This is a genomic window from Pseudoduganella sp. GW821-FHT12E03 (genome assembly GCF_058807115.1).
In genome coordinates, this window is the sequence record NZ_JBXAQJ010000006.1 from 293,042 (window position 1) to 319,770 (window position 26,729).

The window sequence follows — 26,729 nt, forward strand, 5'->3', positions numbered from 1 at the left end:
CGGCATTTAGGCACACAGTCCGCAGTGTGCGTTGCCACTTCGCAACAATATTAATTTTAAAGTTACTGGATCCGTTACTCAGCCAGCCCCTTGATTACGCGCTCTTCTTTAAAGTGCACTTACTAAGCAACCTTTTAGATGTGGGAATATGGCAGGCTACACATTTCTCAGCTGAAATCATTCAATGCTCGAGCCCAACTTCTCCGAATCTCAGCTTCAGGCCGCTGCAAACCTGGCGTTTGCGAACGAAGTACGCCAAAGAGCCGGTTGCTTCCCGTTCCCATTTGTTCCTTCGCTACCAGCCGAATTTCTACTGGGCTGGGATACGGCATTTGATCTGGAGTGGGTGCGTCATCGATTAGCAGGGCCTTTCGCCGACCTTCACAAGGGATGTAATTTCTTCCTTCAGTACAAGTTGTCGGGAATGGTAGAGCGCGCGGGCAGGTCAAAGGAGTGGGATTCCTGGCAATCCCCTTACTTTCGATTTCGTATCCCCCACAGAAAAAAGGTCAAGGATCGCCTCGTAAATGACTTTCATCAGTGGGAACGGTTGAAGGAGATTGCTGTCGCTGGCGTACCTACTTGCTATGCAACAAATACCATGCTGGAGGAGTCCGAGCTACGGCAATTATTTGAAAGTGGGATGCTCCTGAATCGGGTCGTACTTCTTGATGTCGCATCTGTCAACAGTAAGCACGTCCATGCATCGTTCGCAGATCCGTATACAAGCTTCATGCTTCATAGCGTACCCGAAGAGGTCAGCCTTATCACGCTCGCTGGGTTCATGGACAAACTCTCCAATACTGCCTACAAATCGTATGAAGCAGGGCTAGAAGAACTAACTATGATAGCCGCCCGACTCTCCGAAGAGGATCACACCGGCACTGATACTCCAGGTATCCGGCAACAGCTTTCGGATTTTCAGCAGCAATTCGTTACATACACAGGGCGGCGCCCCTCGGGACTACCGCTGCTGAAACGAGCTATCCTTGAAGCATTTTTTATGCGGCGTTTTGGCCTGATGCCCTATTGGTACCTAACCAGTCGTTACCCGACGTGATCCAACCGCAGTGGAGCTTCCGCCCAGTACAGGTTATTTTCGTCAACGAACTTTTTCGGCTTGCCAATGACGACAAGCGCTTTGATGGTTTTATCCGTCAGTTTGACGATATTTTTTGGTGGCGCCGTACTCATATCGCTAACAATACCGTCGCACTTTCATTGGATTAACATGTTTAATAGTGTCTAGCCAAAAATCTAAGTTATTGATCTAGATAAGTATTTATTAGTACGATTTATTTAGCTGACACCGACAGCATCCGCTCCACATACCGCGCAATCAAATCCACTTCCAGATTGACCCGGCTGCCCGCCTTCAAGTGCTTCAGGGTGGTCACGGAAATCGTATGCGGGATCAGGTTGATAGAGAACTGGCTGACCAGCGCATCGCCTTCGCCGAGGTCGTCGACGCGGTTGACCGTCAGCGACACGCCGTTGACGACGATCGAACCCTTGAAGGCCAGGTATTTCGCCAGGCTTTTCGGCGCTTCGATCACCAGTTCCCACGACTCGCCCACCGGCTCGAACTTGCGCACCACGCCCAGACCATCCACGTGGCCCGACACCAGGTGGCCGCCGAGGCGCTCGGCCAGGGTCAGGGCTTTTTCCAGGTTGACTTCATTCTGGCCATCCAGGCCCACGGTGCAATTAAGGCTTTCGCGCGAAACATCGACCTTGAACGCGGTGTCGGTCTTTTCAATCACCGTCATGCAGGCGCCGTTCAGCGCAATCGAGTCGCCCAGCGCGACATCGGCCAGCGGCAAGCCGCCCGCATCGACCGACAGGCGCACGCCCGCGTCGAGGCCACCGGCCAAAGGCTGTACATCCGTGATTTTGCCGACAGCGGCAACGATACCTGTAAACATAAGGAGTCTTTCTGATTAAGAGGTGAATCTTGCAAGGATACGCAAATCGTCGCCGACTTGCGTGACCTGGTGGAATTTCAGGGCGTGTTTGCCGGACAGTTCGGTCAACGCCGGCAGGGCAAACATGCCTTGCGCGTCGCCCAGCAAGGAGGGCGCGAGGTACACCAGTAATTCATCGACGCAGCCTTCGCGGATCAGCGAACCATTGAGTTTGCCACCGGCCTCCACGTGCAATTCATTGATCTGGCGGCGGCCCAGTTCACGCATCAGTTCCGGCAAATCGACTTTGCCGTGCGGGTTCGGCAGCGTGATGATTTCCGCCCCCACCGCGCGCAACGCGGCTTCCTTGTCCGGATCGTGGATGGCCGCCACCACCCAGGTGCCGCCGCCTTCCAGCACCCGCGCCTGTGGGCTGATATCGAGCCGGCTGTCGACCACGATCCGGCGCGGCTGGCGCGGCGTATCGACGGCGCGCACCGTCAGTTGCGGATCGTCCGCCTTCACGGTGCCGATGCCGGTCAGGATCGCGCAGGTGCGGGCGCGCCACGCGTGGCCATCGGCGCGCGCTTCCGGGCCGGTGATCCACTGGCTCTGGCCATTGTGCAGCGCCGTCATGCCATCGAGGCTGGCGGCGGTCTTCATGCGCACCCAGGGCAAGCCGCGCGTCATGCGCGAAAAGAAGCCGATGTTCAGTTCATAGGCTTGCTCAGCCATCAGGCCGGTCGCCACTGCAATGCCGGCGGCGGCCAGCTTGGCCATCCCCTGCCCCGCCACCAGCGGATTCGGATCTTCCATCGCCGCCACCACACGCCCCAGGCCCGCGCGCACCAGCGCATCCGAGCACGGCGGCGTGCGGCCATGGTGGTTGCACGGCTCCAAGGTCACATACGCGGTCGCGCCGCGCACATCGTGGCCACGCGCCTGCGCGTCTTTCATGGCCTGGATTTCCGCATGGTCCTGGCCGGCCGCCTGCGTGACACCGGCGCCGATGACGTTGCCGTCCCTGACGATCACGCAACCAATGCGGGGGTTGGGCGACGTCGTATACAGTCCCTTCGCGGCCCATTCCAGGGCCAGTTTCATGCCATCGGCGTCGTTCGTCATATCCACGTTGTTCCTTTATCCTGTGCAGGCGCTGCCGTCCTTCTTCGGGTCGCACACACGCGTCCTGCCCAGCATGTTAATCCGTACCAGGTATTGCTGCGGTCCCGCTTCCACCGTCAAGGTGCCCCAGCGGGCGGTCTGGCTTTTATCTGCACGGCAACTTCGCCCTGCGGAATTATATGCAATATAGCTCTGGCTGGCGCTGCCTGTGAATTTCATATGGATATGGATGCCATCGGCCAGCGCGCCTTGCTCGAAGATGATTTCATCGTCCGCTCCCGGCTTGCCATCGCCATCGCGGTCGGAAAACATGATCCAGCCCTGCTCCCAGCCGCCCGCCCGGGGCGCCAGCACCACCACGCCGCCGCGCGCGATGGCCAGCGAGCGGGTGGTATCCAGCGCGGCATGCAAGTCCGCCACCGTGGTGCGCAATTGTTGGCGTTGCAACAGCGCGCGGCCCGCAGGCAAGGCGCCACACAGCAGGATGGCGGCAATCGCCAGCGCCACCATCAATTCCAGCAGCGAGCGCCCCCGCTGCCTGTTGCCGCGATTGCAGGGCCGATGCCGATAGCCGGTCAGGGATGCCATGATCAGTCACCTCCAGCAATTCGGCGATGGGCCGGTCGCCAGCCGCAATCCTGTACTGGTCAGTATCAGGTTTTCACAGGCATCGTCGCGGAACTTGCCGTCCACCCGTGACGTACCGGGCCGGGCAATCAATTGCACGCAATCGGTGATGGCGGCATCGTCACACGCCTTGCCTTCCACCTCATAGGCGCTGGTCGACGCGCTGGCGCCGCTCCACCAGTTGAAGCTGCGCGCATCGTCGCCGCTGGCGTCCGCATCGAAGGCGATATAGCTGCCACGGCGGCTGTAATAGCGTTCCTGCTGCTGCATCAGCAAATGCAGCACCGCTTGCGCTTCCGTGCGGCGGGCCCGTACGGCGAATTCCGTGTAGGCGGGATAGGCGGCGGCACACAAAATCATCGCCAGCACCAGCACGATCAGCAATTCAAGCAGCGTAAAGCCATTGGACCGGTTGGCCCCATTGGATGATGGCATGGCCGTCTCCTATGGTTTGGCGGCGCGCCGCAGTTCGCGGTAGTTGGCAATCTCGCGCCAGGCGACGCGGGCGCCCTTCGCTGCCGCACCACCGGCAACACCAGGCTTCGGTGCGGGCCGGTAAGAGCTTTGCAGCACGACTTCCGTACCTTCCCGCGCACCGAAGCCGATGGCCGTCACGCGGTATACATGCTCCGATCCGGCCGGCGCACCGGACGGCAGCGGCAACTGTTCAATCACATAGCGCGGCTTGCGGAATGGCAGGAAACCTTCACCGGTTTCCATCTCCGCACCGGTATACAAGCCGAACGGCACGGAGCGGGATGCCGCGCTGTCATCGGCGAGATCGACTTCTTGCCAGGCGGGCGCCGTATCCGCGTCGTCCGCCGCGCACAGGCCCAGGTCCGGGGCGGAAGCGCCATTGCCACACGCTTCCACATACGCGCCGCTGGCTGCCAGCAGCGCATCGCGGGCCGCATCGCTTGCGCCGCCAGCCAGTTCCCGCTCGGCATCGGCCAGCGCATCTTCCGCCGCCTGCATGGCAACGTCACGGTCACGCAAACCGCGCGCGGAACGCTCCCCCTGAATCGCCAGGCGCGCCCCCGAGACGCCCATCAACAACAGCATCACCATCACCAGCAACGCCGCCATCAGCACCATGCCTTGCTGAGGCGTTACCAGGACCGCCGCTTTGATCATGCCCATCATGCACCTCCTAGTTGCGAACGAAGACCGTGGCGCCAACCACGCGCCGCACCCGCTGCCGCTGCAGCACCGGCAGCACCTTTTCATCGAACACCACCCCCGCGTCGCGGCCACCCGCGATGGCGGTATAGCCACTGCCAAACAAGTCATGACTGGATGCCGGCGCGCCGGGATCGGAATGCCACTCGCCATGCAGCAGCAACGCCATGCGCACGCTGGCCACGCGGCTCCAGCCCTTGCCGCCCGCGGCATCGAGCGCGGTGACCTCCGTGGCGTTGAGATAGCGGTTCGGCACACCGTCAGCAGGATCGTCCGTGTCGATGCCGTACAGGATTTGCAGGGAATCGACGCCGCGTACGATGGCGTCCGCGCCCCAGCCGCTGCTGCCCTTGTATTTGCAGCGCAATTCGCCTTCGCCATCGGCCCCGGTGGCCACGTGGAAGATGCTCCAGCCTTCGTCGCCCGCGCCGATGGCAAAGCCCGCGCAATCGGTCATGCTGCCATCACCGCTGCCAGCGCCGGCGCCGGCATGGCGCACGGCCAGCACGTCGCTGCCATTGACGGCGGCCGGCCAGGGCCCGTCAATGCCGTGGCTGTTTTGCGCCACGCCGGACGCATCGAGACCGGTAATGGCGGCGGGCCATGGCAGCGGCGCGCCGGCGCCCGCATAACCGGCCTGGCGCACGGCCCGCGCCATCATGGCCAGCGCCTGCCGCCCGCTGTCATCGAGCCGCGCGCCTGCGCCGTGGTGCGAATAGGCGGCATGGGCGCCCGCCAGCATGGCCGATGCGGCCAGCGCCAGCAGCGCACCAATGGCCAGCGACAGCATCAATTCCACCAGGCCGAAGCCGCGTGCGTTCATGGCGCCACTCCCGCCAGCGCCAGCGCAACACCCGGCGCATGGTCGCCCGCATCGGTATCAGGCCGTCCGTCAGGCAGCCGCCCGCGCCAACCGATCTTGATGACGAGGGGCGCATCCGCCCCACCGTCGCATGCCCAGCGCAAACGGCCGCCTTGCCACATGTGCCGGTCGCGGCAAATACGCACGCGCCCGGAGGGCAGCGCTTGCGCCACTTGCTGTTTCAGTTCGGCGAGGTCGGCCTGGGCCAGTTGCGCACTGTCACAAGGGGATGTACCGCAAGCAAAGGAAGGATCGGGAACAGGTTCGCGCTGCGCGTCGTAATCAAAGCCGGCATACACGGCATCGGCCTGCGCCGCGTTGGCGCGCAGCCGTCCGGCAAAATCCGCCGCCAGACGCGACGACGACGTCAGCCATTGCGACTCCAGCCGCACGCGCTGCGCCGTCAATTGCATCGCGCCCGCGCCGAGCACGCCGAGCGCCAGCACCACCAGCGCCACCAGCACTTCCGGCAGCGTAAAACCTTGCACATGTCGGGAATGCATAGTCGCCCTCCGCGTCAGGTTCGAAGAACCCGACGTTACGCGCCGAGGCGGTGGACGGCATGCGGAAGATCAAGGCCGGGCGGGGCCGGCCAGACAAATTGCGGCGAGTTTTGCCCTGCTCACAGGCCGGACAAATTGAAGTGTGATCAGGAAAGATTGGCCGGCGGCTTGTCGTGGTCGGCGTGCCCGGCTTCTTCGATGGCATCCTGGAACTCGGCCAGGCATTCGAAATTCTTGTAGACGGACGCGAAGCGAATGTACGCCACCGTATCGAGCGCCTTCAGTTGCTGCATCACCAGTTCGCCAATCGCGTGCGAATCGATTTCACGCTGGCCGGACGTCAGCAGTTTTTCTTCAATGGCCAGCACGGCCAGGTCCACCGCTTCGGCCGAGACCGGCCGCTTGCGCAAGGCCAGCGCCAGGCTGCCGCGCAATTTGGTGGCCGAGTAGTCGGCGCGGCTGCCGTTTTTCTTGACCACGTACGGCATCGTCAGTTCGATCCGTTCGTACGTCGTAAAGCGCTTGTCGCACTTGCCGCAACGCCGGCGGCGGCGGATCGCATCGCCCTCTTCCGACATGCGGGTGTCGAGGACGTGGATTTCTTCATGCTGACAAAACGGACATTTCATTAGGCAAGTGACTTATTAATGTGGATGCCCGGCCTGAAGGCCCGGCACCCATAGGTAAATTTAAAATTAAAAAGCGCCGCCCCAAAGGGACGGCGCTCTCGATGTTACCAAAGCAGGTGATTATGCGTAAACCGGGAACGCGTCCGCCAGTACTTTTACGGCTGCCTTCACGCGCTCGATGGTGGCGGCGTCATGCGGGTTGTCCAGCACGTCGGCGATCAGATTGCCAACTTGCTCAGCCTGCTCTTCCTTGAAGCCGCGGGTGGTCATCGCTGGCGAGCCCAGACGGATACCGGACGTCACGAATGGCTTCTGCGGATCGTTCGGGATACCGTTCTTGTTGCAGGTGATGTGCGCGGTGCCCAGGATGGCTTCGGCTTCTTTGCCGGTCAGGTTCTTCGGACGCAGGTCCACCAGGAACACGTGCGACTCGGTGCCGCCCGACACGATGCGCAGGCCGCGCTTGATCAGGGTCTTCGCCAGCACGTCGGCGTTTTTCACCACTTGTTTCTGGTACTCAACGAACGCAGGCTGCAGTGCTTCCTGGAAAGCAACCGCTTTACCGGCGATCACGTGCATCAGCGGGCCGCCCTGGATACCTGGGAAGATAGCCGAGTTGATGATTTTTTCGTGTTCGGCTTTCATCAGGATGATGCCGCCACGTGGGCCGCGCAGCGATTTGTGCGTGGTCGAGGTGACGAAGTCAGCGTGAGGAACCGGGTTCGGGTACAGGCCGGCGGCGATCAGGCCGGCGTAGTGGGCCATGTCCACCATGAAGTACGCGCCAACGGCTTTGGCCACGGCGGCGAAACGCTCGAAGTCGATTTTTTTCGAGAAGGCCGACGCGCCGGCGATGATCAGCTTAGGCTTGTGTTCCTTGGCCAGCGCTTCCATCGCCGCGTAATCGATGTCTTCTTCCGGGGTCAGGCCGTACGACACGACGTTGAACCATTTGCCGGACATGTTCAGTGGCATGCCGTGGGTCAGGTGGCCGCCTTCGGCCAGCGACATGCCCATGATGGTGTCGCCTGGTTTCAGCACGGCGAAGAACACGCCCTGGTTGGCCTGGGAACCGGAGTTCGGCTGCACGTTGGCCGCTTCCGCGCCAAACAGTTTTTTCACGCGGTCGATCGCCAGTTGCTCCACCACGTCGACGTGTTCGCAGCCGCCGTAGTAGCGCTTGCCTGGGTAGCCTTCAGCGTATTTGTTGGTCAGCTGCGAGCCTTGCGCTTGCATCACGGCTGGGGACGTGTAGTTTTCGGAAGCGATCAGCTCGATGTGGTCGTGCTGGCGGACGTTTTCATCCTGGATGGCGGAAAACAATTCCGGGTCGATGCTGGCGAGGGTGTGATCTTTGGCGAACATGAAAAAAACTCCGTGAGAGTAGTTACTGGCAGGTTAGGATCGAATGAGGAAAGCCGGAACAACGGGACAGGCAGCCTCGGTCGTGCAATTCCACTTCGGCTGCCCAGGCGAACGGCTATTGTATTTTGTGCAGTCTCACGCTCCCCGGTGGATGCCCACCTTTCGTAGAAGATCCGCGGGTATCCGCGATCATTCAACTTTTCGCCAGTCACGTGAGACGTAAATGGAAGCCAGATTGTAGGGCAAGACCGGCCTCAGGGCAAGGAAACCCATGACAAGATATCAAGAAGCACGACCGTTCCATGCCAAAAAGGGGCTGTTAGGCTAGAATCTTTGCAATTGCGTTAATATCGGCACAATTGCACGATTGTTATGTGCAGTAGCCGCAACATAAGGAAATTCCATGATCGTCTTCATCACCGGCGCCAGCGCCGGCTTTGGCGCCGCGATGGCGCGCGTCTTTGCAAGTAACGGCCACAAGGTCATCGTCAGCGCGCGCCGCGTCGACCGCCTGCAAGCGCTGGCCACCGAACTGGGCCCGAGCATCCTGCCGATCCAGCTCGACGTCAGCGACAAGGCCGCGATTGCCGCCGCACTGGCCGCCCTGCCCGCCGAATGGCAAGCCATCGATGTGCTGGTCAATAACGCCGGTCTGGCGCTGGGTGTGGCGCCGGCGCATGAAGCGTCGCTCGACGACTGGGAAACCATGATCGACACCAATTGCAAGGGGCTGGTGGCGGTGACCCGCGCCATCCTGCCGGACATGGTCAAACGCGGCAGCGGCACCGTGATCAACATCGGTTCCACCGCCGGCGCTTACCCATATCCGGGTGGCAACGTGTATGGCGCCACCAAGGCGTTTGTGGAACAGTTCACCTTGAACCTGCGCGCCGACCTGGTGGGCACCGGCGTGCGCGCGACTAACCTGGCGCCCGGCCTGTGCGGCGGCACCGAGTTTTCCAATGTACGACTGAAGGACGATACGGCCGCCTCCAAGGTGTACGAAGGCACGGTGCCACTGACCCCGGACGACATCGCCAATACCGCGTATTGGATCGCCACCCTGCCACCGCACATCAACATCAACCAGATTGAAATGATGCCGACTTGCCAGGGCTTTTCACCGTTTACCATCAAGCGCAATCCGGCCTAAGGGCTTTACTTATTTTTTCAACAACTCCCGCTAACACCGCCGAATTGTTGGCATTGACGGGAAATTCGTAAGCGGATGTTACAAGTGTTGGTAATTTGACTCGAATCCGCTCTACTGGGCGCGGTGCAATGCCGCGCCTGTGATTTTCCGTGACTTTTCTCCCTGTTTTGCGCAACCACGCCCGCGATTTCGCGTAGAATGTTGCCCATTCTCATTAGTAGTCAAATTAACATGCCATCAGACTTTATCTGGAATGTCCGTGTCTATTACGAGGACACCGATGCCGGTGGCATTGTCTATTATGCAAACTATCTGAAGTTCTTTGAACGCGCCCGCACGGAATGGCTGCGCGCCATCGGCGCCAACCAGCACCAGCTGTTACAAGAATATGACGCAATGTTCGTTGTAAAGAGCGTCAGCGCTGACTATCATGCGCCTGCGAAGCTGGACGATGTACTAAAATTAACGCTGAGAATCGAAAAACTGGGCCGCGCCTCCATCCAGTTCGTGCAGGAAGCCTGGAACGGTGAACAATTGCTCAATTCGGCGCGCGTCAAGGTCGGCTGCGTCGATTCTTCCCTGCGCCCGCGCGCCGTGCCGGAAACGGTAGCGTCGCGCATGCGCGGCGCCGCCTGACTCAGCGCCTGAATCAGTACCACCTGAACCGATAATAATGAACGTCACTCAAGACCTGTCCTTTTTCGCCCTCATCGCCAATGCGCATTTGATCGTGCAATTGATCATGGCGCTGCTGGTGGCCATTTCGCTGATCAGCTGGACCTATATTTTCCGCAAGATGTTTGCCGTCCATGCCGCCCGCAAGCAGACGGGCGAATTCGAGCGCACCTTCTGGGCCGGCGGCAACCTGCACGCCCTGCACCAGAGCGCCGGCAGCAACCGCGAACAGAGCGGCGCCCTGGCGCGTATCTTCGAGGCGGGCATGGGCGAATTCATCAAGGGCAAAGCCGCGTTTGCCGCCAGCCGCGAACAACTGGACGTCGGCGTGGTGCTCGACGGCGCCCGCCGCGCCATGCGCGCCGCGTTCCAGCGTGAAATGGATGCACTCGACAGCCACTTGGCGTTCCTGGCGTCGGTCGGCTCGGTCTCGCCGTACATCGGCCTGCTCGGCACCGTGTGGGGCATCATGAATGCGTTCCGCGGCTTGGCCAACGTCCAGCAAGCCACTCTGGCGGCCGTCGCGCCCGGCATTGCCGAAGCGCTGATCGCCACCGCCATCGGCCTGTTCGCGGCGATTCCCGCCGTGGTGGCGTACAACCGCTTTTCGCACGACATCGACCGCCTGGCCATCCGCTTCGAAAGCTTTGTCGAAGAGTTTTCCAACATCCTGCAGCGCCAGTCGCGCTAACCGGCCATGGGATCCTCCTTTACCAGCAGCATGCGCGGCAGCCGGGGCGGCCGCAAGCTGAAGTCAGAAATCAACGTCGTGCCGTATATCGACGTGATGCTGGTGCTGCTCATTATCTTCATGGTGATGCCGTCGTCGAACAATCCGTCACAGGTGGAATTGCCGCAGGCGGAGCGGTCGACGCGCCCGCCGGACAGCTACATCCAGATCATCATCAAACCAAACAGTGCGATTTCCATCGGCATCCAGGGCAAGGGCCATGAGGCGCCGGAAACCGTGCCGAGCCGCGATGCCGTGGTGAAGAAACTCAAAGCGATGCATGACCAGTTTCCGGATTATCCCGTCATGATCGCCGGTGACAAGGAAAGCAAATACGACGACGTGATCCAGCTGATTTCCGAGTCGAAGAAGATGGGTATCAGCCGGGTGGGATTGGCAACCAAGTAATGATGTATTGATGAACCCCGCGAAACCCGCAACAGCAGGTGGCCCGTACAGGGTACCGAAGGATGAGCATGGCATACGCTCGCTTGCCATGGCTGCGGCCATGCACGCGGGCTTGCTGTTCTTCCTGTGGATCGGTGTGTCCTGGCAAAACAACGAGCCGGTCGCGGTCGAGGCGGAAGTCTGGGACATGACGGTGCAGCAAGCCGCACCGCCCCCGCCACCGCCGGAACCGGAGCCGGAACCCGAACCGGCGCCGCAAGTGGCGCCGCCACCGCCGCGCCCGGCGCCGCCGGTGGAAGCACCGCCGCCAGTAAAGGATCCGGATATTGCGCTGGAAAAGCGCAAGGCGAAGGAAAAAGCGGAGAAGGAACGCCGGGAAGAAGAAAAACGCCTGGCCAAGCAAAAGCAGGAAGAAGACGAGAAGAAAGAGCTCGAAAAGAAAAAGCTGGCCGAGAAAAAGGCTGAAGAAAAGAAAAAGCTCGAAGAGAAAAAACTCGCTGAGGATAAAGCCAAGGAAGAGAAGAAGCAGGCCGAGAAACTCGCCAAGGCCAAGGCCGAAGCGGAACAGAAGAAGCTGGACAAGCAGCGCGAGGCGGAAATGCGCCGCATGGCCGGCGTGCTGGGCGCCACCGGCGTCACGGGTACCGCAGCCAAGTCGACGGCGCCACGGATGGACGCCGGCTACCAGGCGGCGATCCGGGCCAAGGTGCAAAGCAACCTGTCGTACTCGGGCGCCAAGCAGGATGTGGAAGCGGTATTCCGCGTCGCACAGTTGCCCACTGGTGAGATCATCTCGGTTCGCAAAGTGAAAAGCAGCGGCAATCCGGCGTACGATGCCGCCGTCGAAAACGCCATCAACAAGTCGAGCCCGCTGCCGAAGAAAAAAGACGGCAGCGTGGACCGCGACCTGGAACTGGTGTTCAACCTTAAAGATTTGCATTGAACTGCATTGAAAGACCTATGAAGACTCTGCACAAAATCATGCTGTACACCGGCCTGCTGGCCGGCCTGAACGCGCACGCACAATTGCGCGTGGAAATTTCCGGCATCGGCAGCAACCAGATCCCGGTCGCCATCGCCACCTTCGCCGATGAAAACCTGTCGCCGGCGCAAGTCTCGTCCATCATCAAGTCGGACCTCGAGCGCAGCGGCGCGTTCAAGATCATCGACGCGGGCGTGATCGCCAATCCGATTGACGTCGACTTCAACCAGTGGAAACAGCGCGGCGCCGATGCCCTGGTGATCGGTTCGGTCCAGGCCCTGGCCAACGGCAGCTACGACGTGCGCTACAAGCTGCTCGATACCGTCAAGGGCGCCAAGCTGTCGCAACTGGACCAATCCGCGCTGCCGCAGCATTCGCGCCTGGCCGCCCACAAGATCGCCGACGACGTCTACGAAAAGCTGACCGGCGTCAAAGGCGCCTTCGCCACCCGGATCGCCTATGTCAAGCAGATGGGCCGTTCGTACCGGCTGGAAGTGGCCGATGCCGATGGGGAAGGCGTGCAACTGGCGCTGGGTTCGAACGAGCCGATCATTTCGCCAGCCTGGTCGCCGGACGGCACCCGCGTGGCTTATGTCTCGTTCGAACAGAAAAAACCGGTCGTGTACGTGCACAACCTGATGACCGGCCAGCGCAAAGTCGTGGCCAACGAGAAAGGCAGCAACTCGGCGCCATCGTGGTCGCCGGACGGCAACAAGGTCGCGGTGGCGCTGTCGAAAGACGGCCACACCCAGGTGTATGTCGTCAACGCCGAAGGCGGCGGCCTGCGCCGCGTGTCGAACAGCGCCGGCATCGACACCGAACCGCAATTCTCGGCTGATGGCCAGCACATTTACTTCACCAGCGACCGCAGCGGCGGTCCGCAAATTTATCGCATGAGCGCCAACGGCGGCGATGCGCAGCGCGTTACCTTTGGCGGCAGCTACAATATCAGCCCGCGTATTTCCTCCGATGGAAAAACGCTGGCGTACATCTCCCGGCGCGATGGCAACTTCCAGCTGTATGTACTGGATCTCGCCAGCGGCCAGGAACAACGCCTGTCCGACACCACCAGTGATGAGTCGCCCTCGTTCGCGCCCAACGGCAAGTTCCTGCTGTATGCGACCGAATCGGGACGGACCAAATCGCTGGCCGTGGTGTCGGTCGATGGCCGCGTTAAGCAACGCTTGACCGTTCAAGCGGGCAATATCAAGGAGCCCACCTGGGGTCCTTTCATGAAGTAAAGCAGTACTTTTTCAACGACCAGGAGAATTACAAATGCGTAACGTTAAAAGCGTAGCAGCCCTCATTGCCGGCGCAGCCCTGCTGTCCGCCTGCTCGACCCCGGTGAAAGAATCCGCACCGGCCCCAGTGGTAGAAAAGCCAGTTGAACAGGCCAAGCCAGTTGCGGACACCCGCACCGTGGCTCCTGTGCAAACCGCGTCGATCGACCCGCTGGACGATCCAAAAGGCGTGCTGGCTGCTCGCTCGGTCTACTTCGACTTCGACAGCTACGTGGTGCGCGAAGACGGCAAGCCAGTGGTACAAAACCACTCCGGCTACCTGACCAAAAACAAGCAGCGCAACATCCTGATCCAGGGTAACACCGACGAACGCGGCGGCGCCGAGTACAACCTGGCCCTGGGCCAGAAGCGTGCTGAAGCTGTGCGTAAATCGATGTCGGCACTGGGCGTACCAGAAGGCCAGATCGAAGCCGTATCGCTGGGCAAAGAAAAGCCAAAGGCTGAAGGCCACAACGAAGAAGCATGGGCGCAAAACCGCCGTGCTGACATCGTCTACAAGTAATCTTTACTTCGTAGTAGCAAGCGATGAGCTACACCCGGGGCGGCGCGCAGTTTATACTGCGCCCTGCCCCGTTTTTTTTGAAAGCGCATAGATGACGACATTCACCAAAGCCGGCCTGGCCGCCGCAGTGCTGGCCGCATTCTCTTACCTGCCGCTGCAGGCAAACGCCGCCCTGTTTGACGATGACGAAGCCCGCAAGGCCATCATCGAATTGCGCGCCAAAGTCGAAGCCATGCGTGCCGAATTCGGTACCCGCATCGACACCAAGAGCGACAAGAGCAGCACGCTGGACCTGGTCAACCAGCACGAACAGACCATGGCGGAAATTTCCAAGCTGCGCGGCCAGATCGAAGTGCTGGCCAATGAACTGGCCAACGTGCAAAAGCGCCAGAAGGATTTGTATATCGACCTCGACGCCCGCATCCGCAAGCTGGAACCGAAACAGGTGACCCTCGACGGCAAACAGGGCGCCGTCGATCCGACCGAGCAAAAAGCCTATGACTCGGCTGTCATGCTGCTCAAAGGCGGCGACTACAAGAATGCCGCGATGGCGCTGGGCGACTTCGTGCGCATGTACCCGGATTCGATTTACGCCGCCAATGCCCAATACTTCCTGGGCAATACGTTCTATGTGCAAAAAGATTGCAAAGGCGCGATCCTGGCCCAGCAACTGGTGGTGAAGAATTATCCGGACAGCCCGCGCGCGGCCGATGCGATGCTGAACATCGCCACCTGCCAGACCGAACTGAAGGCCCTGCCGAACGCCAAGAAAACCCTGACCGAATTGATCAGCAAGTATCCGGACACGCCGCAGGCACAGGAAGCGCGCGACCGCCTGAAGGGCAAATAAGTGCCACTAGGCATTTGACAGGGTCGCCAAGCTTGCCTATAATCTTGCTTCTTTCGAGGGGTCGTTAGCTCAGCTGGTAGAGCAGCGGACTTTTAATCCGTTGGTCGCAGGTTCGAATCCCGCACGGCCTACCATTCGAAAGATGCTTGAAAAGTTCACCTTGGGTCGTTAGCTCAGCTGGTAGAGCAGCGGACTTTTAATCCGTTGGTCGCAGGTTCGAATCCCGCACGGCCTACCAAGAATTCAGTTGTACAAAAAAAGGTTATCCGCTTCGGCGCATAACCTTTTTTTACTTTCGAAAGAACTTCATGAAAAAGACCGACCTGGCAAAAAGCGACGCCAAAAAGCTGATGGGCAAAATGGCGCCCGCCGGTGGCGCCGAATTCGGCAAAGCCGCCGTCGTGGTCGACCGCCGCGAACAGCGCCGCCGCGACCAGGCGCTGGGCCTGGTACCGTTTGCCGTGAAACTCAACAGCGGCCTGGTGGCGCAAATCAACGCGCTGGCGGCTGAACAGGGTGGCGACGTCAACGCCGTGGTCGCGGCGCTGCTGCAAAAGGGTTTGGCGGACTGAGCGGCTTGACCGCGCCGGCCAGCGCCGGCGCTATTCCCTGGTCCCCGCCTCCAGGGTAATCCGCACCGTCAATTCATCCGACACCGACGGCACGAACTTGTCGACACCAAAGTCGGAGCGCCGGATCATGACATCGGCGTCGAAACCGGCCTTGACCGCCTTGGATACCGGGTCGGTGCCGATCTTGTTGATCCGGGCATTCAGCACCACCGGCCTGCTCACACCACGCACAACCAGATTGCCAGCAATTTTCAGCCGGTCCATGGCGCCTTTTTCCACCGCAGTGCTGGTGAACGTAATGTCGGGATATTTGGCGGCGTCCAGAAAGGACGCGGTTTTCAAGTTTTCATCCAGCGCGTCAACGCCGGTCCGCAACCCGTCGAGCGCCAGTTTCACGGTCACCGAGGATTTCGTCACATCCTTTTCGTCCAGCATCAGTTGGCCTTCGATCTTTTCAAACCGCGCCACGGGATTGGAATAACCAAAATGGTTCCAATGGAAGACGACCGCGCTGTGGCGGGAAACGATATGCAGGCTTTCCGCACAAAATGCCGGCAAGGCGGATAATAAAAACAACGGCAATACGAGATATTTCATTTCACGCTCCGTGAGAAGGATTTACATCGATGCCGGGGCCTGCACGCACAATGCGCGGGCGCCATGCGGCATGAATTTGAAGGTCTGGGTGCGCCTGCCATTGACCAGCAAGACACCCCACGCCAAAGCATGGGCAGGCGCCGAGGCGTCTTTACTGACTTCGGTATCGCTCCAATACCAGTTGCCGCTCAACTTGAACAAGGGCGGGACATTGCACGTGGCATTACCGCAAGCCGCGCTGTCGCCGTTGCGCTGGGCGGTGGCGTGCAGGTTCGCCAACTCATCCGCATGGGGCAAGCGCCAGTGCGCGCCAAGGGTGGCGCAATAGGCCCGGGCCTCGTCCCAACTCATTTCTTGGCCGCTATCATTTTTTGTCCAGCGTAATGACGTTTGGCCATCCGCCAGTACCGCACCACCCATCTCCTTCCAGCCCCCCATTCCTTCCGCCTGGCTGCTGTTCGCAATAAAAACAGTTGCCAGGCTGAGACAGACCAGCCAGCGGGGAAAATCATCAACAGACATATCAGGCTCCATTTCATGTCAATCGCCCATCGAGATGACGAGGCGAGGTGAGCCGTACGATGCCGCCCGGGGAACGGAAAGTCCTGAAATCACCCTGAATAGTTCTGAAATCACCCTGAATAGTTCTGAAATTTCCCTGAATTTCTCTGAAATTGGCATGCCAGGGGTGGGCTATAATCGTTTCCTGCCAAAAATACAAGAAACCCGGATGGAGACTTCAACCACAACCAGGCTGCGCGTCGGCGCGTGGTGTATCGATACGGACCGGAGCGAAATGTCGCGCGCCGGCAAAACCGTGCGCCTCGACCCGCGCACTTTGCGGCTGCTGTTGTGCCTGACGGCGCGTGCGGGCGGGATCGTCAGCGCGGACGAATTGCTCAGCGAAGTCTGGCCGGGCGTGGTGGTCACGCCGGATTCCATGTACCAGGCCATTGCATCGCTGCGCCGCCTGCTGGGCGACGATCCCAAGCAAGCGAGCTATATCGCGACCGTCCCGCGCCAGGGTTATCGCATGGTGGCCGAGGTCGGCCCATGGGAAGAGCCGGCGGCGCCAGCCGTACCGCCAGCGGCAGCACCACGGCGTGTCCCACCGCGTGGCCGCCGCGCCATGCTGCTGGCAACGTGCCTGCCAGTCATCGCGGCCATTGCCTTCTGGCTGCATGGCATGCAAGCCACCAGCGCCGTTCCGGCCAGCACTGCGCAGACAGCGCCATTTCAACAATCCATCGCCGTACTGCCATTTTCCGATTTAACGGAAGGCATGGGCCATGAGGTATTCGCCGATGGCATAACCGAAGAATTGATTAACCGGTTCAGTAAAATCCCCGGGTTTAAAGTTCCCGGGCCAACCTCTTCCTTTTATTACAAAGGAAAACAAACCGCGGTTGCCAACATAGCGCAGGAACTGGGCGTCAACTATATTGTCGATGGCAGCGTGCGCAAATCCGGCGGCACCCTGCGCATCGCGGCGCGTTTAATCAAAGCCGATAACGGTTTTATTATCTGGTCTGAAACCTACGACAAGCCGGTGGGCGACTTATTAATGGTGCAGGACGATATTGCCGATGCGGTCGCCAAGGCGTGCATGGCGGCTCGCAAGTGACAATGTCAGGGCGAAGTCGGATGAAGGTCATCATGGCCCCCGCAGCCTCAGAGGTCGCGGCTCCAGCCATGGCGGCATTTCATGCGACGCCACTCTGTTGCATCGCAGCAATTTCTGTTTTATAATGGCAGTCCTCCCTCGGATCCCCAGTTGCCAGAGCAACAGGCTTTTTCCGCAGCCGTGACGCAGAGTCCTTCGCCAGTCCGGCCTTTCAGCAGCAATCAGCAGTCATCAGAAACAGCAGCGCCGCACCATGCAGGCGTACTGTTTTTTGCGTTACTCCGTCTATTTTTAATTGAGAGAATATCTATGTTCAGCTTATCGAAGCGGATGATCCGCCGTGTCGCCTTTGTTTTCGCCGTTGCCGCCGTGTCGGCGTGCAGCACCACCCAGGTTGCCGTGGCGCCAGCCGCCGCCGGCCTGCCAGAGTCGGCCACCGCCACCCTGCACATCGCGCCGGACAATACCGCCGAAAGTATCGCCGCGATTTATGACCACGAAGGCAATCTGGTGCGCCGTGCCAGCTACTGGACGGAAAACCTGCGGGAAGTCACGGTCCGTCCGGGCCTGTATGAAGTCGTGCTGCGCGTCGATGGCACCTACCCGGAACTGGCGGCCTATCCGCGCGTCATGGTCAATGTTGAGTCCGGCGGGAAATATGAAGTCGCGGCAGTCCGCACCACTGCGGGTAACGCCCCGGGTACGGCGCAACGCGACTTGCGGCGCCAGGCATACCTGGCCCACCAGGCCTGAGCGCACAAGGTTTCACCGTAACGTCACAGCTTCACGGTATCGTGGCGGGAGCCGCAAATCGCGGCCCCGCCCTGCTCTTCCCACTCCGCCAACGGCAGGCGCAGCAAGCGCCGCAAGCCCTCCGCATCGCGCACGTCCACCGACGTCACGCCATACCAGCCATTGCGGCCGCTGTTCTTCACCACATACAAGGCGGCATCGGCGATTTCCGTGACCGCCTGCCAGTCCGCGCCCTGCGGCGCCTGGCGCGCGGGCGGGAAGCAGGCATAGCCGATTGAACAGGTCTTGGGCAGCGCCGTTCCATCCGGCAGCATGAACGGCACATCCGCCACCGCCGCGCGGGCCCGCTCCGCCAGCTCCGCGGCTTTCCTGCGATGGGTGCCGCGCGCCACCACCAGGAATTCCTCGCCGCCCCAACGGATCACGAAATCACTCTCACGGAACGTGGTCAGCAGGCGGCGCTGCATCTGGCACAGCACAGCGTCGCCTGCCGCATGGCCATACTGGTCGTTGACCTGCTTGAAATAGTCGATATCGATGAGGAAGAAGATCAGGTCGGCATTGTCGGCCGGCGCCATGCCGTCGCGCAGGCAGTCCTCGTGGCGGCGTATCGATTGCGCGATGTCGGACTCGATGTGCTCGGACAGGAAGCGGCGGTTGTGCAACCCGGTCAGCGGGTCGGTCAGGCTGGCCAGTTCCAGCGCCTGCGACTTCACTTCCAGCGCGGCCGATACTTCCTGCAACTGCATGGTGCGTTCCGCGACACGCAACTCCAGCTCTTCTTCGCGCAAACGCAGGCGCAGCGTGCGCCATTGCACCACCCCCATCACCGCGGCACAGGCCAGCGCCAGCATGCCCAGCCTGGCCCACCAGGTTTCCCACCATGCCGGCAAGACGGTAATCGCGAGCGACGCCGTCGCATCGCTCCACGCGCCATTGCGGTTACTGCCCTGCACCTGCAAGGTGTAATCACCGGGCGGCAGGTTGTCATAGCTGGCCACCCGCAAATTCGCGCCGGCTGCGCGCCAGGCCGGATCGTACCCTTGCAGCCGGTAGCGATAGCGGTTGCGCTCCGGGGCACTGTAGTCCAGCGCGGAAAACTCGGCGCGCAGGGATCGCTGCTGCGGCGCAATACGCAGCGCTTCCCTCAACGGCAACGCCACCGCCTGGCCGCCGACCGATATTGCCGTGAATACCACCGGCGGACGGTAAGTCCAGCCGGCATATTTGCCAGGCTCCACCAGCAGCAGCCCGGCCGCGCCACCGAACAGCATGCGGCCATCGCGCAGCTGGGTATAGGCGCGGAACCAGCCGGTGCCGAAATCGACCCCGTCCGCGATACTGAACTCGTCATAGCGCTGCTGGTCCGGATAGTGCAAGCCGCGGTGGGTCCAGATCCGGCCCTGGGCGTCGCGCAGCAGATTGGCGCCGATCGCATGGCCTTCCACCCCTTTGCTGTCGATCGCCAGCGTATAGCGCGCCTGGCGGCCATCGAACTGGTCGACACGGAAACGGCCGCCGTCGCTGTCGATCCACAGCCCGCCGGCATCGGCCAGCATGCCTTTGACCGCGAAACTGGCGTCGGCCGGCACAGGTGTGGCATCCACCTTATGTGCGGCGCCGGTGGCGCCATCGATCCAGAACAGCCCTGCCGCATTGCCGATCCAGATCCGCCCCGACGCATCCTCCAATACCGCGTCCACACTGCCCTGCAGCGGGCCGCCGGTGGCCTGCATCACCGGGACCAGTTCGGCCGCGCCCGGGGCGCGGCGCAGCAAGCCGTTGCGGGTGCCGATCCACAGCACGCCATCCCGGCCGAACAGCAGCCGGCGCAAGCGGCCGCCGGGCGCATCGTAGGCGCGGATAAAGCGGCGGTTCGCCTCGAATTCATACAGGCCGTCGTCCGCGCCGACCCACACGTGGCCATCCGGTCCCTGCGTCACGGCGCCGACCGGTACGGCGGACGCGCCGCCAACGAGCAACTGGCCGGGCAGCGCGACTTTGCCCGTCACGTTCAGCGCCTGGTCCACCACGGTCACGCCACGGTCGGCGCGTCCCAGCCAGATGTCGCCATCGCGCATTTCAGCGATGCTGCGGATGCTGATGTCGGACCAGGGGTCGCCCAGCGCCGGCGCGTGGATGGAAATACCGGGTAAGGGTGGCACGTAGCGCTGCACGCCGCCGCCATAGGTGCCGACAAACAGCACGCCGGAGCGGTCGCGCGCAATGCCGCGCACGTCCGATGCCGCCAGCGAACCTTCCTGTCCCCGCATGTGGCGCACTTGCCGCAACAAGGCGCCGCTGTCCAAGGCGCGGATCTCGATCCCGTTCGAGCGTCCGATCCATACCTGGCCGCCGCCCGCTTCAACGATGGCGTGAACCGCGCCGACCTGCCCGCTCGCGCCATCAGTCAGCCATTGCACCCGGCCCGATGCCGGGTCCACCACCAGCAGCGCGCCGCTCGACGTCCCGGCCCACACCCGGCCGCTGCTGTCTTCCTGCAACTTGACCACCATTTGCGGCGCCAGCCGCGCCTCGTCCGCCGGATCGCGCAGCACCCGGGTAAAAGCGCCGCTGCCGCGCGCCATGCGCGCCAGCCCCGTCTGCCCGCCGATCCACAAGTCGCCACGGCTGTCGAGCAGCAAGGCGTTAATCCGGTCATCCGGCACACCGCCGGTAGCGGCGCGCCGGTGCTCAAACGTGCGTGTGGCAGGCTGGAAGTGGTCGAGGCCGCCTTCGGCTAGCGCAATCCAGAAGCCATCGGCACCATCGGACACGATCGTCCGCACCAGTCCGGCGCCCAGCGATTTCGGGTTGGCCGCATCATGCCGGAAGAATTCCGATCGCCCGGTGCGCGGGTCCAGCGCCACCAGTCCGGCCGACACCAGCCCCAGCCACAGGCGGCCATCCCGTCCCGCCGCAATGGCCGTGACGGAGCTGATCACCTCGAGATCGGAGGGATGCTTCCTGAGCGGGAAACGGACAAAGTCGTAGGCGTCATAGCGCGCCACGCCGGTGGTTCCTCCGGCCCAGATATAGCCTTGCGCATCCTGGGCCACCACCGTCACCACGCCATCCATGATGCTGTTATTGGTCAGCGCCTGGATGAACTTCAGTTCCGGCTGGTGCGGGCCGGCGGCCAGGGCCGGCGCGGCATGGAGCAATATGGCATGGCACAGCAGGTGGATCCAATGAACCACCCTGATCCTGATCGCGGCAACATGCAACTGGTTTGCACTGTTCACATTTACTCCGCAGAGTCGGACGACGCCCCCTATCTTACAATGGGTCAGGCTGAGACTGGTGTGTTTGTGACAATGTGTGAATTTATGGATGCAAGTGACGTTGTATAGTGTCCGCCCTCGTTTATTTTTATTGGCACTATCCGTGGTTAAACTGCATTGCATCGCGGCCCTGGCCGTACTTCCGTTGTTCGCTGGCGCCGCACCGGCCACCGAAACACCCGCCCCCCAGGAGGCGCCCAAACTTGCGGCCACCGCACTGCCACTGGCACTCGATTACATCAGCCGTGAAATGGATGCCCGGCTGCTGTCACCGGTCAAGGGAAAGCCGGCGCGTCCCGATTTGCCCAGCAGCGTCACATACACACCAGCCCACAAGGATGCTCTGCGTACCGTGTTCGGCACAGAACAGCCACTGGACATCAAACGCTTGCCGGGCAACGGTCCCGCCACCAGCTACAGCGTGGCGATTCCAGGCCATCGCCATGAAGAAGCCGATACACGCTACACCTGGCAAGCCGTCAGCGGCAAACTGTCGATCGGCAGCAAGGGCCAGCTCACGACCGTTGCCACCTGGCCCGGGATGGAAATGGCCGGCAAGGAAGGGACGTTCAAGCTGCAGGGCATGCGCATCAGCGGCGTGCGCCAGCGCGACCTCCTGACCGGTAAATCGCAGGTGGATCTCGACCGGCTGGTCTTCACCTCGGCGGACGGTGCGGAGGCCGCCATGGTGCGCAACGTATACGCCAGCAGCAATGTCACCCGCGAGGGCAAACGGATCAATGCCAGCCTGGACATGGGCGCCCGGCAGTTGGTGGCCGGCGGTGAAACCATCAACGATCTGCACATCGCCATGCGCGGACGTCACCTGGACCAGGAAACCCTGGCCGCCATGCGGACCATCATGGAATCCATGCGCGGCAGCGGCGATGCGACTGCGGATAGGGCCAAGGCGATGGCTGTGATCGGCGACTTCAAGCATCTGTTTCAGAAGCTCGTGCTGCGCGGCGCCACCATCGATATCGACGACATCAGCGCTGTCTACCAGGGCAACAAGGCGGCGCTGAAGCTCAGCCTCGGCATGCCTGGCGCCGTGGCCGCCGACTTCGATTCCGTGGACCGCATGGTGCAAAAGCTGGCCTTGCGCATGCACTTGCGCATCCCGCTGCCGATGCTGCGCGACTTCGCCGGTGTGGCGGCGGAACGCAGCAACCGTGGCAAAAGCAAACCGGAGGTGCCAACCGCGCAACTGGCTGGCCAGATCTATGATGTCATGCTGGGCAAGGCGGTCGGCAGCAACTTCGCCAAACTGGACAAGAATGCGCTGGTGTCCACCATCGAACTGAAAGGCGGCAACCTGTTCGTCAACGCGCAAGCGATCCCGATCGAGCCGCTGCTGGCGTTGCTGAAAGGGCCGGACATCAAACTGCCGCCACCAGACACCAGCCAGCCCGTGGCGATCGGCATGGCAGACCGGGGGCTGGAAGCGGCACGCCTGTTCGCACTGAATGGCAATTCCGACGGCCTGTATGAAATGTGCCGCCGTTATATCGAAGGACACGGCGTGCCGAGAGACCATGCCGAAGCGTTGACATGGTGCGCCAAAGGCAGCGACAGCGGCTCCACCCGGAACCAGGTGCTGCTGGCGGAGTTGCATATCGATGGCGATGCCCCGGTACGCGACCACGCTGCGGCCCTCAAGCTGTTGCAGCCATTGGCCGGAGATAAGCTGGAAGCGCGTGCGCAATACCTGTTGTCCCGCATTTACGATAAAGGACTGGGCATTGCCCAAGACCGGCAGAAAGCGCTGGAATACTTGCGTCTTGCGGCCCAGGGCGGCGACTGCGATGCGGTCAAGGCCATCAAGGCGATTGACAACACATTCGAAGCACCGGACGACGATGGCGCTGAGCAGCCTGATCCCTGGACCTTCATCAACAATGTCCCTGGCGGACGGTATGTGGCGTGGACTTACCGCTTCGATACCAGCAGGCATCGCCGTGTGCAATTCACCTTTGGCGAATTCAAGGAGCATGAAAAATGGGCGCCGCTGCAATCGTTTTGCCTGTCCGCGGTAAAGCCCAGCGATAACGCCTGCCTCAAGCTGGTCCGCACACGTGACGGCAGCGGCAAAAGCCAATTCGCCGTGACGAGCGAGGTGTCATCGACTGATGGCGAAACCCGCCGCGGCATGGCGGTGCTTCCAACGCTGTTCAAGGAAGGCGACTCGATCGACGTGCGCGTGTACGCCACTGGCGGCAAGGCTTACTTCCTCGTGAATAACGAAAAGCCGCTGGTCCAGTCCATCGACTTTCCCGCAGAACTGCTCTACACAACCTGCTCCACCGGCAAATGCGCATTCAAATTTGAGCAGCCGCCGGCAGCGCAGCCAGGCACAGCTTCAACCGGCACGCATTAAGCGCAACAGCATTCCTGGCTATGGCCGCCTCGGCGGCCAGCCAAAGCGCTCCGCCGCACGGGCCTGCACTTCGAACCAGTTATCCCAATAGTAGTGCCGGCCCCGCATTATTTGCCACAGGCTCGACAGCGGATACGCCACGAAGAACGCCACGCCCCAGCGCTCGTATTGGCGCACATGTTCCCGCTCGTGCGCCCGCAGGCGGTCCTGTTCCCGCCACGTCACCGCGATGACGGTATGGCCGAAGGTGATGGCGGTAAATGGCAGCCGCCGCGCCAGCGGCCCCGGCCGCCCGGCCGGCCACAGCGCCACTTCCACCACACCAGCGACCAGGCGCATACGGGCGCCGCACAAGAATGCCAGCGCGGCCAGGGCCAGCCCCACCGCCGTACCGGGCGCGGCCCACGCATAGGCGACGAACGCCCGCCACGCCGGCCGGCCATCATGGTAGTTGTTATCTAGAAGTTTCAATCCGCCGCTCCACATTGCCATTCCGCCAGTGCGGACAGCAGTGTACAGCGGCGTTACCACTTACCGCTGAGCTGCACCACGAACGCCCGCGCATACACGGGGATATCAAACGGCAGCGCCAGGCCCGGCGCCAGGCTGGGCTCGCGCGCATCGGCATTGAACAGGTTGCGCACCGACGCGGACAGGATCCAGCCGCCGGCGGCATGGTGAGTCAAGGTGGTGTCAAAGGTCTTGTAATCGGCAATCGGCGCCCGCGCATCCCCCACTGCGCGGCGCCGCCCGGCCACCCAGTTCAATTGCGGGCTGACACTCCAGTCCGGGCCAAAACGCCAGTCCAGGCGGGAATTGGCATGGTGGCGCGGCGCATAGCCCGGGTCGGCTTTGGAGCCCTGGTCCACCGCGCGCTGGTGCGCATACCCCGCTTCCCAGTGCACATTGCGGCTGATATCCCACACCAGTTCCACTTCGCCGCCCTTGCCCCGCACACTGCCGACATTCTGGTAACTGGCGCCCGGCGCCGGCGCGGGGTTCGGCACCGTGCGGAGGATGTCCGCCATCGAATAGCGGAACAGGCTGAGGTTGAGGTTCAAGTCGGGACGGGCTTGCCACGACACCACGCCTTCGGTGGTGCTGATCCGTTCCGGCCGTACGTTGGCATTGCCGTTATTGACGGGATTAATGCCGAACAATTCATTAAAGCTGGGCGAACGGAATGCGCGGCCATGCAACAGCTTCGCCGTGACATTGAGGCTGGCGTCCCACACCATGGCAATGCGGGGATTGGTGGTGCCGCCGAAATCCGAATAGCGGTCATGCCGCACCCCGGCCGTCAGCGTCCAGTCCGGCGCAAATTGCCATTCATCCTGCACATACACGTAATTGACATTGCGGCGCTGCGGCTTGATATGGGGCTGGATCGCATCGTAATTCTTGACCGGGCCGCTCGGCACCGGCACCCCGGCCGGCGACAGCAGGAAATTCTTGAAGGTATGCACCTTGTACAAGTGCATATCGTCGTGCCCGACGCCGACCCGCAGCGAATGCTGGCGCCAGCCGCTATAGCTCGCATAGGCCGATGCGCGCAAATTGCGCTCCCAGCGGAATGGTCCGCCGATCATGCCGTCCGGGAACAGGTTGGGGCCTAAACGCGCACCGGGTGGGAACAGGCCGATGCCGTCCGGCGACTGTTCGGTGAAAAACATGTAGCTGGCCGATGCACCCAGGCCCCAGTTTTCAGCAAAATGATGGTCGGTCCATGACAGGTCCGTGATGGCATTGCCGCTTTGCGCCTTGTGGTTCGGGTCCAGCGCGGAATTCACGCCCGCCCCGAAGCCGACGTTGTCACGCCACTTCACGCTGTTACGCCAGCGCCAGTTCTTGTACGTCAATTCCAGGCTGGCATCGAGCGCATCATACGACAGGGCCATGCGGCCCGGCGCCAGGCTGGCCCGGGTGCCGAAGCGGCTGTCGTTCAGGGTTTGCGCATCCGCTTTAATGATGCTGCCGGCGCCGGCGGTGGTGCCCACCTGCAGGTAAGCGGCAATGCCGACCGGGCCATCATTGCGGCCATATTCGACCCAGCTCTCAAGCGTACGGTGGGAGCCGGCTATCGCGCCCACGCGCAATCCCTGCATTTGTTCAACGGTCTTGGTGATGATATTGATGACACCGGCAAACGCATCGGCGCCATACAGCGCGGAACCGGGGCCACGGATCACTTCGATGCGGGCCACGTTGGTCAGCGGCATGCTGACCCACATATTGCCCTTGTCGCCATTAAAATCCGTGGTCATCCGCATGCCGTTCAACAGCACCAGGATTTGCGGGTTGCTGGGGCCGCCGCCACCGATGCCGCGGATGATGTAGTTCGGCGGATTGGTGGTGGCCGCGCGCGTCACGTGGAAGCCAGGGACGGTTTCCAGCACCTGGTCCAGGTCGGTCGCGCCCATGGCGGCAATGTCGTCAGCGGTAATGACCGTCGCCACAGCCGGGGCGCGGCGCAGCAATTGCTGCGAGCCTGTCGCCAGGCTGATGGTCGACTTGCTCATGTTGTACAAGGCCATGTCTTCCTCGTCGGGCGACGACGTGGCATGCGCCCCGATATGCGGTCCAGCCAGCAGCAAGGTGCTGATGGCGGCGCAGATGGCCGGCGACGGCCTGGAAAACACGTTTGTCATATTGAAACGGCAACATACTTTTCGTTAAATCCCATCCACCTTACCTGTTGCTAGCCACTATGGCAATTTAGTTGTTGTC

27 protein-coding genes, 2 tRNA genes and 1 riboswitch are annotated in these 26,729 nt (G+C 61.6%); of the genes, 15 read left to right on the forward strand and 14 right to left on the reverse strand.

Going from position 1 to position 26,729, the window contains the following annotated elements; translation table 11 throughout:
* Nucleotides 1-184 precede the first annotated feature (184 nt).
* Nucleotides 185-1,060 (forward strand): hypothetical protein, encoded by an 876-nt coding sequence (locus AC1RRC_RS17445; RefSeq protein WP_493056782.1) that lies wholly within the window; start codon nt 185-187, stop codon nt 1,058-1,060.
* Between the two features lie 235 nt (nt 1,061-1,295).
* On the opposite strand, the gene AC1RRC_RS17450 is transcribed toward AC1RRC_RS17445, so the two are convergent.
* The 9 genes from AC1RRC_RS17450 to glyA all read right to left on the reverse strand — a co-directional run bounded on the left by AC1RRC_RS17450 (nt 1,296) and on the right by glyA (nt 8,194).
* The gene (locus tag AC1RRC_RS17450) at nt 1,296-1,925 is read right to left on the reverse strand and encodes a riboflavin synthase (protein ID WP_493056783.1); all 630 of its coding nucleotides are present in this window, start codon (nt 1,923-1,925) and stop codon (nt 1,296-1,298) included.
* Nucleotides 1,926-1,940: 15 nt separating this feature from the next.
* Entirely contained in the window at nt 1,941-3,029 is a 1,089-nt protein-coding gene (gene ribD, locus AC1RRC_RS17455) for a bifunctional diaminohydroxyphosphoribosylaminopyrimidine deaminase/5-amino-6-(5-phosphoribosylamino)uracil reductase RibD (protein WP_493056784.1), read from the reverse strand.
* 15 nt (nt 3,030-3,044) lie between these two features.
* Entirely contained in the window at nt 3,045-3,617 is a 573-nt protein-coding gene (locus AC1RRC_RS17460) for a GspH/FimT family pseudopilin (RefSeq protein ID WP_493056785.1), read from the reverse strand.
* 6 nt (nt 3,618-3,623) lie between these two features.
* Nucleotides 3,624-4,091, reverse strand: a complete 468-nt coding sequence (locus AC1RRC_RS17465) for a type IV pilin protein (protein WP_493056786.1) — start codon at nt 4,089-4,091, stop codon at nt 3,624-3,626.
* A gap of 9 nt (nt 4,092-4,100) precedes the next feature.
* Nucleotides 4,101-4,799, reverse strand: a complete 699-nt coding sequence (locus AC1RRC_RS17470) for a pilus assembly PilX family protein (protein WP_493056787.1) — start codon at nt 4,797-4,799, stop codon at nt 4,101-4,103.
* Nucleotides 4,800-4,806: 7 nt separating this feature from the next.
* Complete coding sequence (locus tag AC1RRC_RS17475) at nt 4,807-5,658, reverse strand: PilW family protein (RefSeq protein WP_493056788.1); 852 nt, start codon at nt 5,656-5,658, stop codon at nt 4,807-4,809.
* Nucleotides 5,655-6,200: a type IV pilus modification protein PilV gene (gene pilV / locus AC1RRC_RS17480; RefSeq protein ID WP_493056789.1), complete on the reverse strand. Its 546-nt coding sequence runs from the start codon at nt 6,198-6,200 to the stop codon at nt 5,655-5,657. Before pilV ends, AC1RRC_RS17475 begins: the two co-directional genes overlap by 4 nt.
* Before the next feature lie 146 nt (nt 6,201-6,346).
* Entirely contained in the window at nt 6,347-6,829 is a 483-nt protein-coding gene (gene nrdR, locus AC1RRC_RS17485; protein WP_493056790.1) for a transcriptional regulator NrdR, read from the reverse strand.
* A 120-nt stretch (nt 6,830-6,949) separates the two neighbouring features.
* Nucleotides 6,950-8,194: a serine hydroxymethyltransferase gene (glyA, locus tag AC1RRC_RS17490; RefSeq protein ID WP_493056791.1), complete on the reverse strand. Its 1,245-nt coding sequence runs from the start codon at nt 8,192-8,194 to the stop codon at nt 6,950-6,952.
* Between the two features lie 94 nt (nt 8,195-8,288).
* A riboswitch (ZMP/ZTP riboswitch) is annotated at nt 8,289-8,416 on the reverse strand.
* 181 nt (nt 8,417-8,597) lie between these two features.
* Here glyA and AC1RRC_RS17495 point away from each other — a divergent pair.
* From AC1RRC_RS17495 to AC1RRC_RS17545, 11 genes are all read left to right on the forward strand, one after another.
* Nucleotides 8,598-9,347, forward strand: a complete 750-nt coding sequence (locus AC1RRC_RS17495; RefSeq protein WP_493056792.1) for an SDR family NAD(P)-dependent oxidoreductase — start codon at nt 8,598-8,600, stop codon at nt 9,345-9,347.
* A 231-nt stretch (nt 9,348-9,578) separates the two neighbouring features.
* On the forward strand, nt 9,579-9,983 hold the full coding sequence (gene ybgC / locus AC1RRC_RS17500) for a tol-pal system-associated acyl-CoA thioesterase (protein WP_493056793.1): 405 nt from the start codon (nt 9,579-9,581) through the stop codon (nt 9,981-9,983).
* Between the two features lie 37 nt (nt 9,984-10,020).
* Nucleotides 10,021-10,713, forward strand: coding sequence for a protein TolQ (tolQ, locus tag AC1RRC_RS17505; RefSeq protein ID WP_493056794.1), 693 nt, complete (start codon nt 10,021-10,023; stop codon nt 10,711-10,713).
* A gap of 6 nt (nt 10,714-10,719) precedes the next feature.
* Nucleotides 10,720-11,160 (forward strand): biopolymer transporter ExbD, encoded by a 441-nt coding sequence (locus tag AC1RRC_RS17510; protein WP_493056795.1) that lies wholly within the window; start codon nt 10,720-10,722, stop codon nt 11,158-11,160.
* Between the two features lie 88 nt (nt 11,161-11,248).
* Nucleotides 11,249-12,103 (forward strand): cell envelope integrity protein TolA, encoded by an 855-nt coding sequence (gene tolA / locus AC1RRC_RS17515; RefSeq protein WP_493056796.1) that lies wholly within the window; start codon nt 11,249-11,251, stop codon nt 12,101-12,103.
* A 17-nt stretch (nt 12,104-12,120) separates the two neighbouring features.
* Nucleotides 12,121-13,383, forward strand: coding sequence for a Tol-Pal system beta propeller repeat protein TolB (gene tolB, locus AC1RRC_RS17520; protein WP_493056798.1), 1,263 nt, complete (start codon nt 12,121-12,123; stop codon nt 13,381-13,383).
* Between the two features lie 34 nt (nt 13,384-13,417).
* Entirely contained in the window at nt 13,418-13,945 is a 528-nt protein-coding gene (gene pal / locus AC1RRC_RS17525) for a peptidoglycan-associated lipoprotein Pal (RefSeq protein WP_493056799.1), read from the forward strand.
* A gap of 91 nt (nt 13,946-14,036) precedes the next feature.
* A complete protein-coding gene (gene ybgF / locus AC1RRC_RS17530; RefSeq protein ID WP_493056800.1) occupies nt 14,037-14,795 on the forward strand; it encodes a tol-pal system protein YbgF in 759 nt (252 codons plus the stop codon).
* A gap of 58 nt (nt 14,796-14,853) precedes the next feature.
* Nucleotides 14,854-14,929: transfer RNA gene (locus AC1RRC_RS17535), tRNA-Lys, on the forward strand.
* A 28-nt stretch (nt 14,930-14,957) separates the two neighbouring features.
* Nucleotides 14,958-15,033: transfer RNA gene (locus tag AC1RRC_RS17540), tRNA-Lys, on the forward strand.
* Between the two features lie 70 nt (nt 15,034-15,103).
* On the forward strand, nt 15,104-15,367 hold the full coding sequence (locus AC1RRC_RS17545; protein WP_493056801.1) for a hypothetical protein: 264 nt from the start codon (nt 15,104-15,106) through the stop codon (nt 15,365-15,367).
* A 30-nt stretch (nt 15,368-15,397) separates the two neighbouring features.
* On the opposite strand, the gene AC1RRC_RS17550 is transcribed toward AC1RRC_RS17545, so the two are convergent.
* Both AC1RRC_RS17550 and AC1RRC_RS17555 read right to left on the reverse strand, forming a co-directional pair.
* Complete coding sequence (locus AC1RRC_RS17550) at nt 15,398-15,964, reverse strand: YceI family protein (protein ID WP_493056802.1); 567 nt, start codon at nt 15,962-15,964, stop codon at nt 15,398-15,400.
* Between the two features lie 21 nt (nt 15,965-15,985).
* On the reverse strand, nt 15,986-16,486 hold the full coding sequence (locus AC1RRC_RS17555) for an Lcl domain-containing protein (RefSeq protein WP_493056803.1): 501 nt from the start codon (nt 16,484-16,486) through the stop codon (nt 15,986-15,988).
* Nucleotides 16,487-16,694: 208 nt separating this feature from the next.
* Here AC1RRC_RS17555 and AC1RRC_RS17560 point away from each other — a divergent pair, with 208 nt between their 5' ends.
* Nucleotides 16,695-17,588, forward strand: a complete 894-nt coding sequence (locus AC1RRC_RS17560; protein WP_493056804.1) for a winged helix-turn-helix domain-containing protein — start codon at nt 16,695-16,697, stop codon at nt 17,586-17,588.
* Nucleotides 17,589-17,897: 309 nt separating this feature from the next.
* On the forward strand, nt 17,898-18,341 hold the full coding sequence (locus tag AC1RRC_RS17565) for a hypothetical protein (protein WP_493056805.1): 444 nt from the start codon (nt 17,898-17,900) through the stop codon (nt 18,339-18,341).
* Nucleotides 18,342-18,364: 23 nt separating this feature from the next.
* Here the strand turns inward: AC1RRC_RS17565 and AC1RRC_RS17570 are convergent, their stop codons facing one another.
* Entirely contained in the window at nt 18,365-21,586 is a 3,222-nt protein-coding gene (locus AC1RRC_RS17570; RefSeq protein WP_493056806.1) for a diguanylate cyclase, read from the reverse strand.
* A 142-nt stretch (nt 21,587-21,728) separates the two neighbouring features.
* Between AC1RRC_RS17570 and AC1RRC_RS17575 the strand changes: the two genes are divergently transcribed.
* Nucleotides 21,729-24,002: a DUF945 family protein gene (locus AC1RRC_RS17575; RefSeq protein ID WP_493056807.1), complete on the forward strand. Its 2,274-nt coding sequence runs from the start codon at nt 21,729-21,731 to the stop codon at nt 24,000-24,002.
* An 18-nt stretch (nt 24,003-24,020) separates the two neighbouring features.
* Here the strand turns inward: AC1RRC_RS17575 and AC1RRC_RS17580 are convergent, their stop codons facing one another.
* Together AC1RRC_RS17580 and AC1RRC_RS17585 are read right to left on the reverse strand one after the other, a co-directional pair.
* Complete coding sequence (locus tag AC1RRC_RS17580) at nt 24,021-24,473, reverse strand: signal peptide prediction (protein WP_493056808.1); 453 nt, start codon at nt 24,471-24,473, stop codon at nt 24,021-24,023.
* A gap of 53 nt (nt 24,474-24,526) precedes the next feature.
* Complete coding sequence (locus AC1RRC_RS17585) at nt 24,527-26,650, reverse strand: TonB-dependent receptor plug domain-containing protein (RefSeq protein ID WP_493056809.1); 2,124 nt, start codon at nt 26,648-26,650, stop codon at nt 24,527-24,529.
* Between the last annotated feature and the right edge of the window lie 79 nt (nt 26,651-26,729).

Bases quoted from the DNA above. Each gene is read 5' to 3' on its own strand.
- AC1RRC_RS17555 (WP_493056803.1), bottom strand. From the start codon at position 16,486: ATGTCTGTTGATGATTTTCCCCGCTGGCTGGTCTGTCTCAGCCTGGCA.
- AC1RRC_RS17560 (WP_493056804.1), top strand. From the start codon at position 16,695: ATGGAGACTTCAACCACAACCAGGCTGCGCGTCGGCGCGTGGTGTATC.
- tolA (WP_493056796.1), top strand. From the start codon at position 11,249: ATGGCTGCGGCCATGCACGCGGGCTTGCTGTTCTTCCTGTGGATCGGT.
- nrdR (WP_493056790.1), bottom strand. From the start codon at position 6,829: ATGAAATGTCCGTTTTGTCAGCATGAAGAAATCCACGTCCTCGACACC.
- AC1RRC_RS17465 (WP_493056786.1), bottom strand. From the start codon at position 4,091: ATGCCATCATCCAATGGGGCCAACCGGTCCAATGGCTTTACGCTGCTT.
- pal (WP_493056799.1), top strand. From the start codon at position 13,418: ATGCGTAACGTTAAAAGCGTAGCAGCCCTCATTGCCGGCGCAGCCCTG.
- tolB (WP_493056798.1), top strand. From the start codon at position 12,121: ATGAAGACTCTGCACAAAATCATGCTGTACACCGGCCTGCTGGCCGGC.
- AC1RRC_RS17585 (WP_493056809.1), bottom strand. From the start codon at position 26,650: ATGACAAACGTGTTTTCCAGGCCGTCGCCGGCCATCTGCGCCGCCATC.
- AC1RRC_RS17545 (WP_493056801.1), top strand. From the start codon at position 15,104: ATGAAAAAGACCGACCTGGCAAAAAGCGACGCCAAAAAGCTGATGGGC.
- AC1RRC_RS17565 (WP_493056805.1), top strand. From the start codon at position 17,898: ATGTTCAGCTTATCGAAGCGGATGATCCGCCGTGTCGCCTTTGTTTTC.
- AC1RRC_RS17450 (WP_493056783.1), bottom strand. From the start codon at position 1,925: ATGTTTACAGGTATCGTTGCCGCTGTCGGCAAAATCACGGATGTACAG.
- glyA (WP_493056791.1), bottom strand. From the start codon at position 8,194: ATGTTCGCCAAAGATCACACCCTCGCCAGCATCGACCCGGAATTGTTT.
- ybgC (WP_493056793.1), top strand. From the start codon at position 9,579: ATGCCATCAGACTTTATCTGGAATGTCCGTGTCTATTACGAGGACACC.
- AC1RRC_RS17510 (WP_493056795.1), top strand. From the start codon at position 10,720: ATGGGATCCTCCTTTACCAGCAGCATGCGCGGCAGCCGGGGCGGCCGC.
- pilV (WP_493056789.1), bottom strand. From the start codon at position 6,200: ATGCATTCCCGACATGTGCAAGGTTTTACGCTGCCGGAAGTGCTGGTG.
- AC1RRC_RS17550 (WP_493056802.1), bottom strand. From the start codon at position 15,964: ATGAAATATCTCGTATTGCCGTTGTTTTTATTATCCGCCTTGCCGGCA.
- AC1RRC_RS17475 (WP_493056788.1), bottom strand. From the start codon at position 5,658: ATGAACGCACGCGGCTTCGGCCTGGTGGAATTGATGCTGTCGCTGGCC.
- AC1RRC_RS17470 (WP_493056787.1), bottom strand. From the start codon at position 4,799: ATGATGGGCATGATCAAAGCGGCGGTCCTGGTAACGCCTCAGCAAGGC.
- tolQ (WP_493056794.1), top strand. From the start codon at position 10,021: ATGAACGTCACTCAAGACCTGTCCTTTTTCGCCCTCATCGCCAATGCG.
- AC1RRC_RS17445 (WP_493056782.1), top strand. From the start codon at position 185: ATGCTCGAGCCCAACTTCTCCGAATCTCAGCTTCAGGCCGCTGCAAAC.
- ybgF (WP_493056800.1), top strand. From the start codon at position 14,037: ATGACGACATTCACCAAAGCCGGCCTGGCCGCCGCAGTGCTGGCCGCA.
- AC1RRC_RS17460 (WP_493056785.1), bottom strand. From the start codon at position 3,617: ATGGCATCCCTGACCGGCTATCGGCATCGGCCCTGCAATCGCGGCAAC.
- AC1RRC_RS17495 (WP_493056792.1), top strand. From the start codon at position 8,598: ATGATCGTCTTCATCACCGGCGCCAGCGCCGGCTTTGGCGCCGCGATG.
- ribD (WP_493056784.1), bottom strand. From the start codon at position 3,029: ATGACGAACGACGCCGATGGCATGAAACTGGCCCTGGAATGGGCCGCG.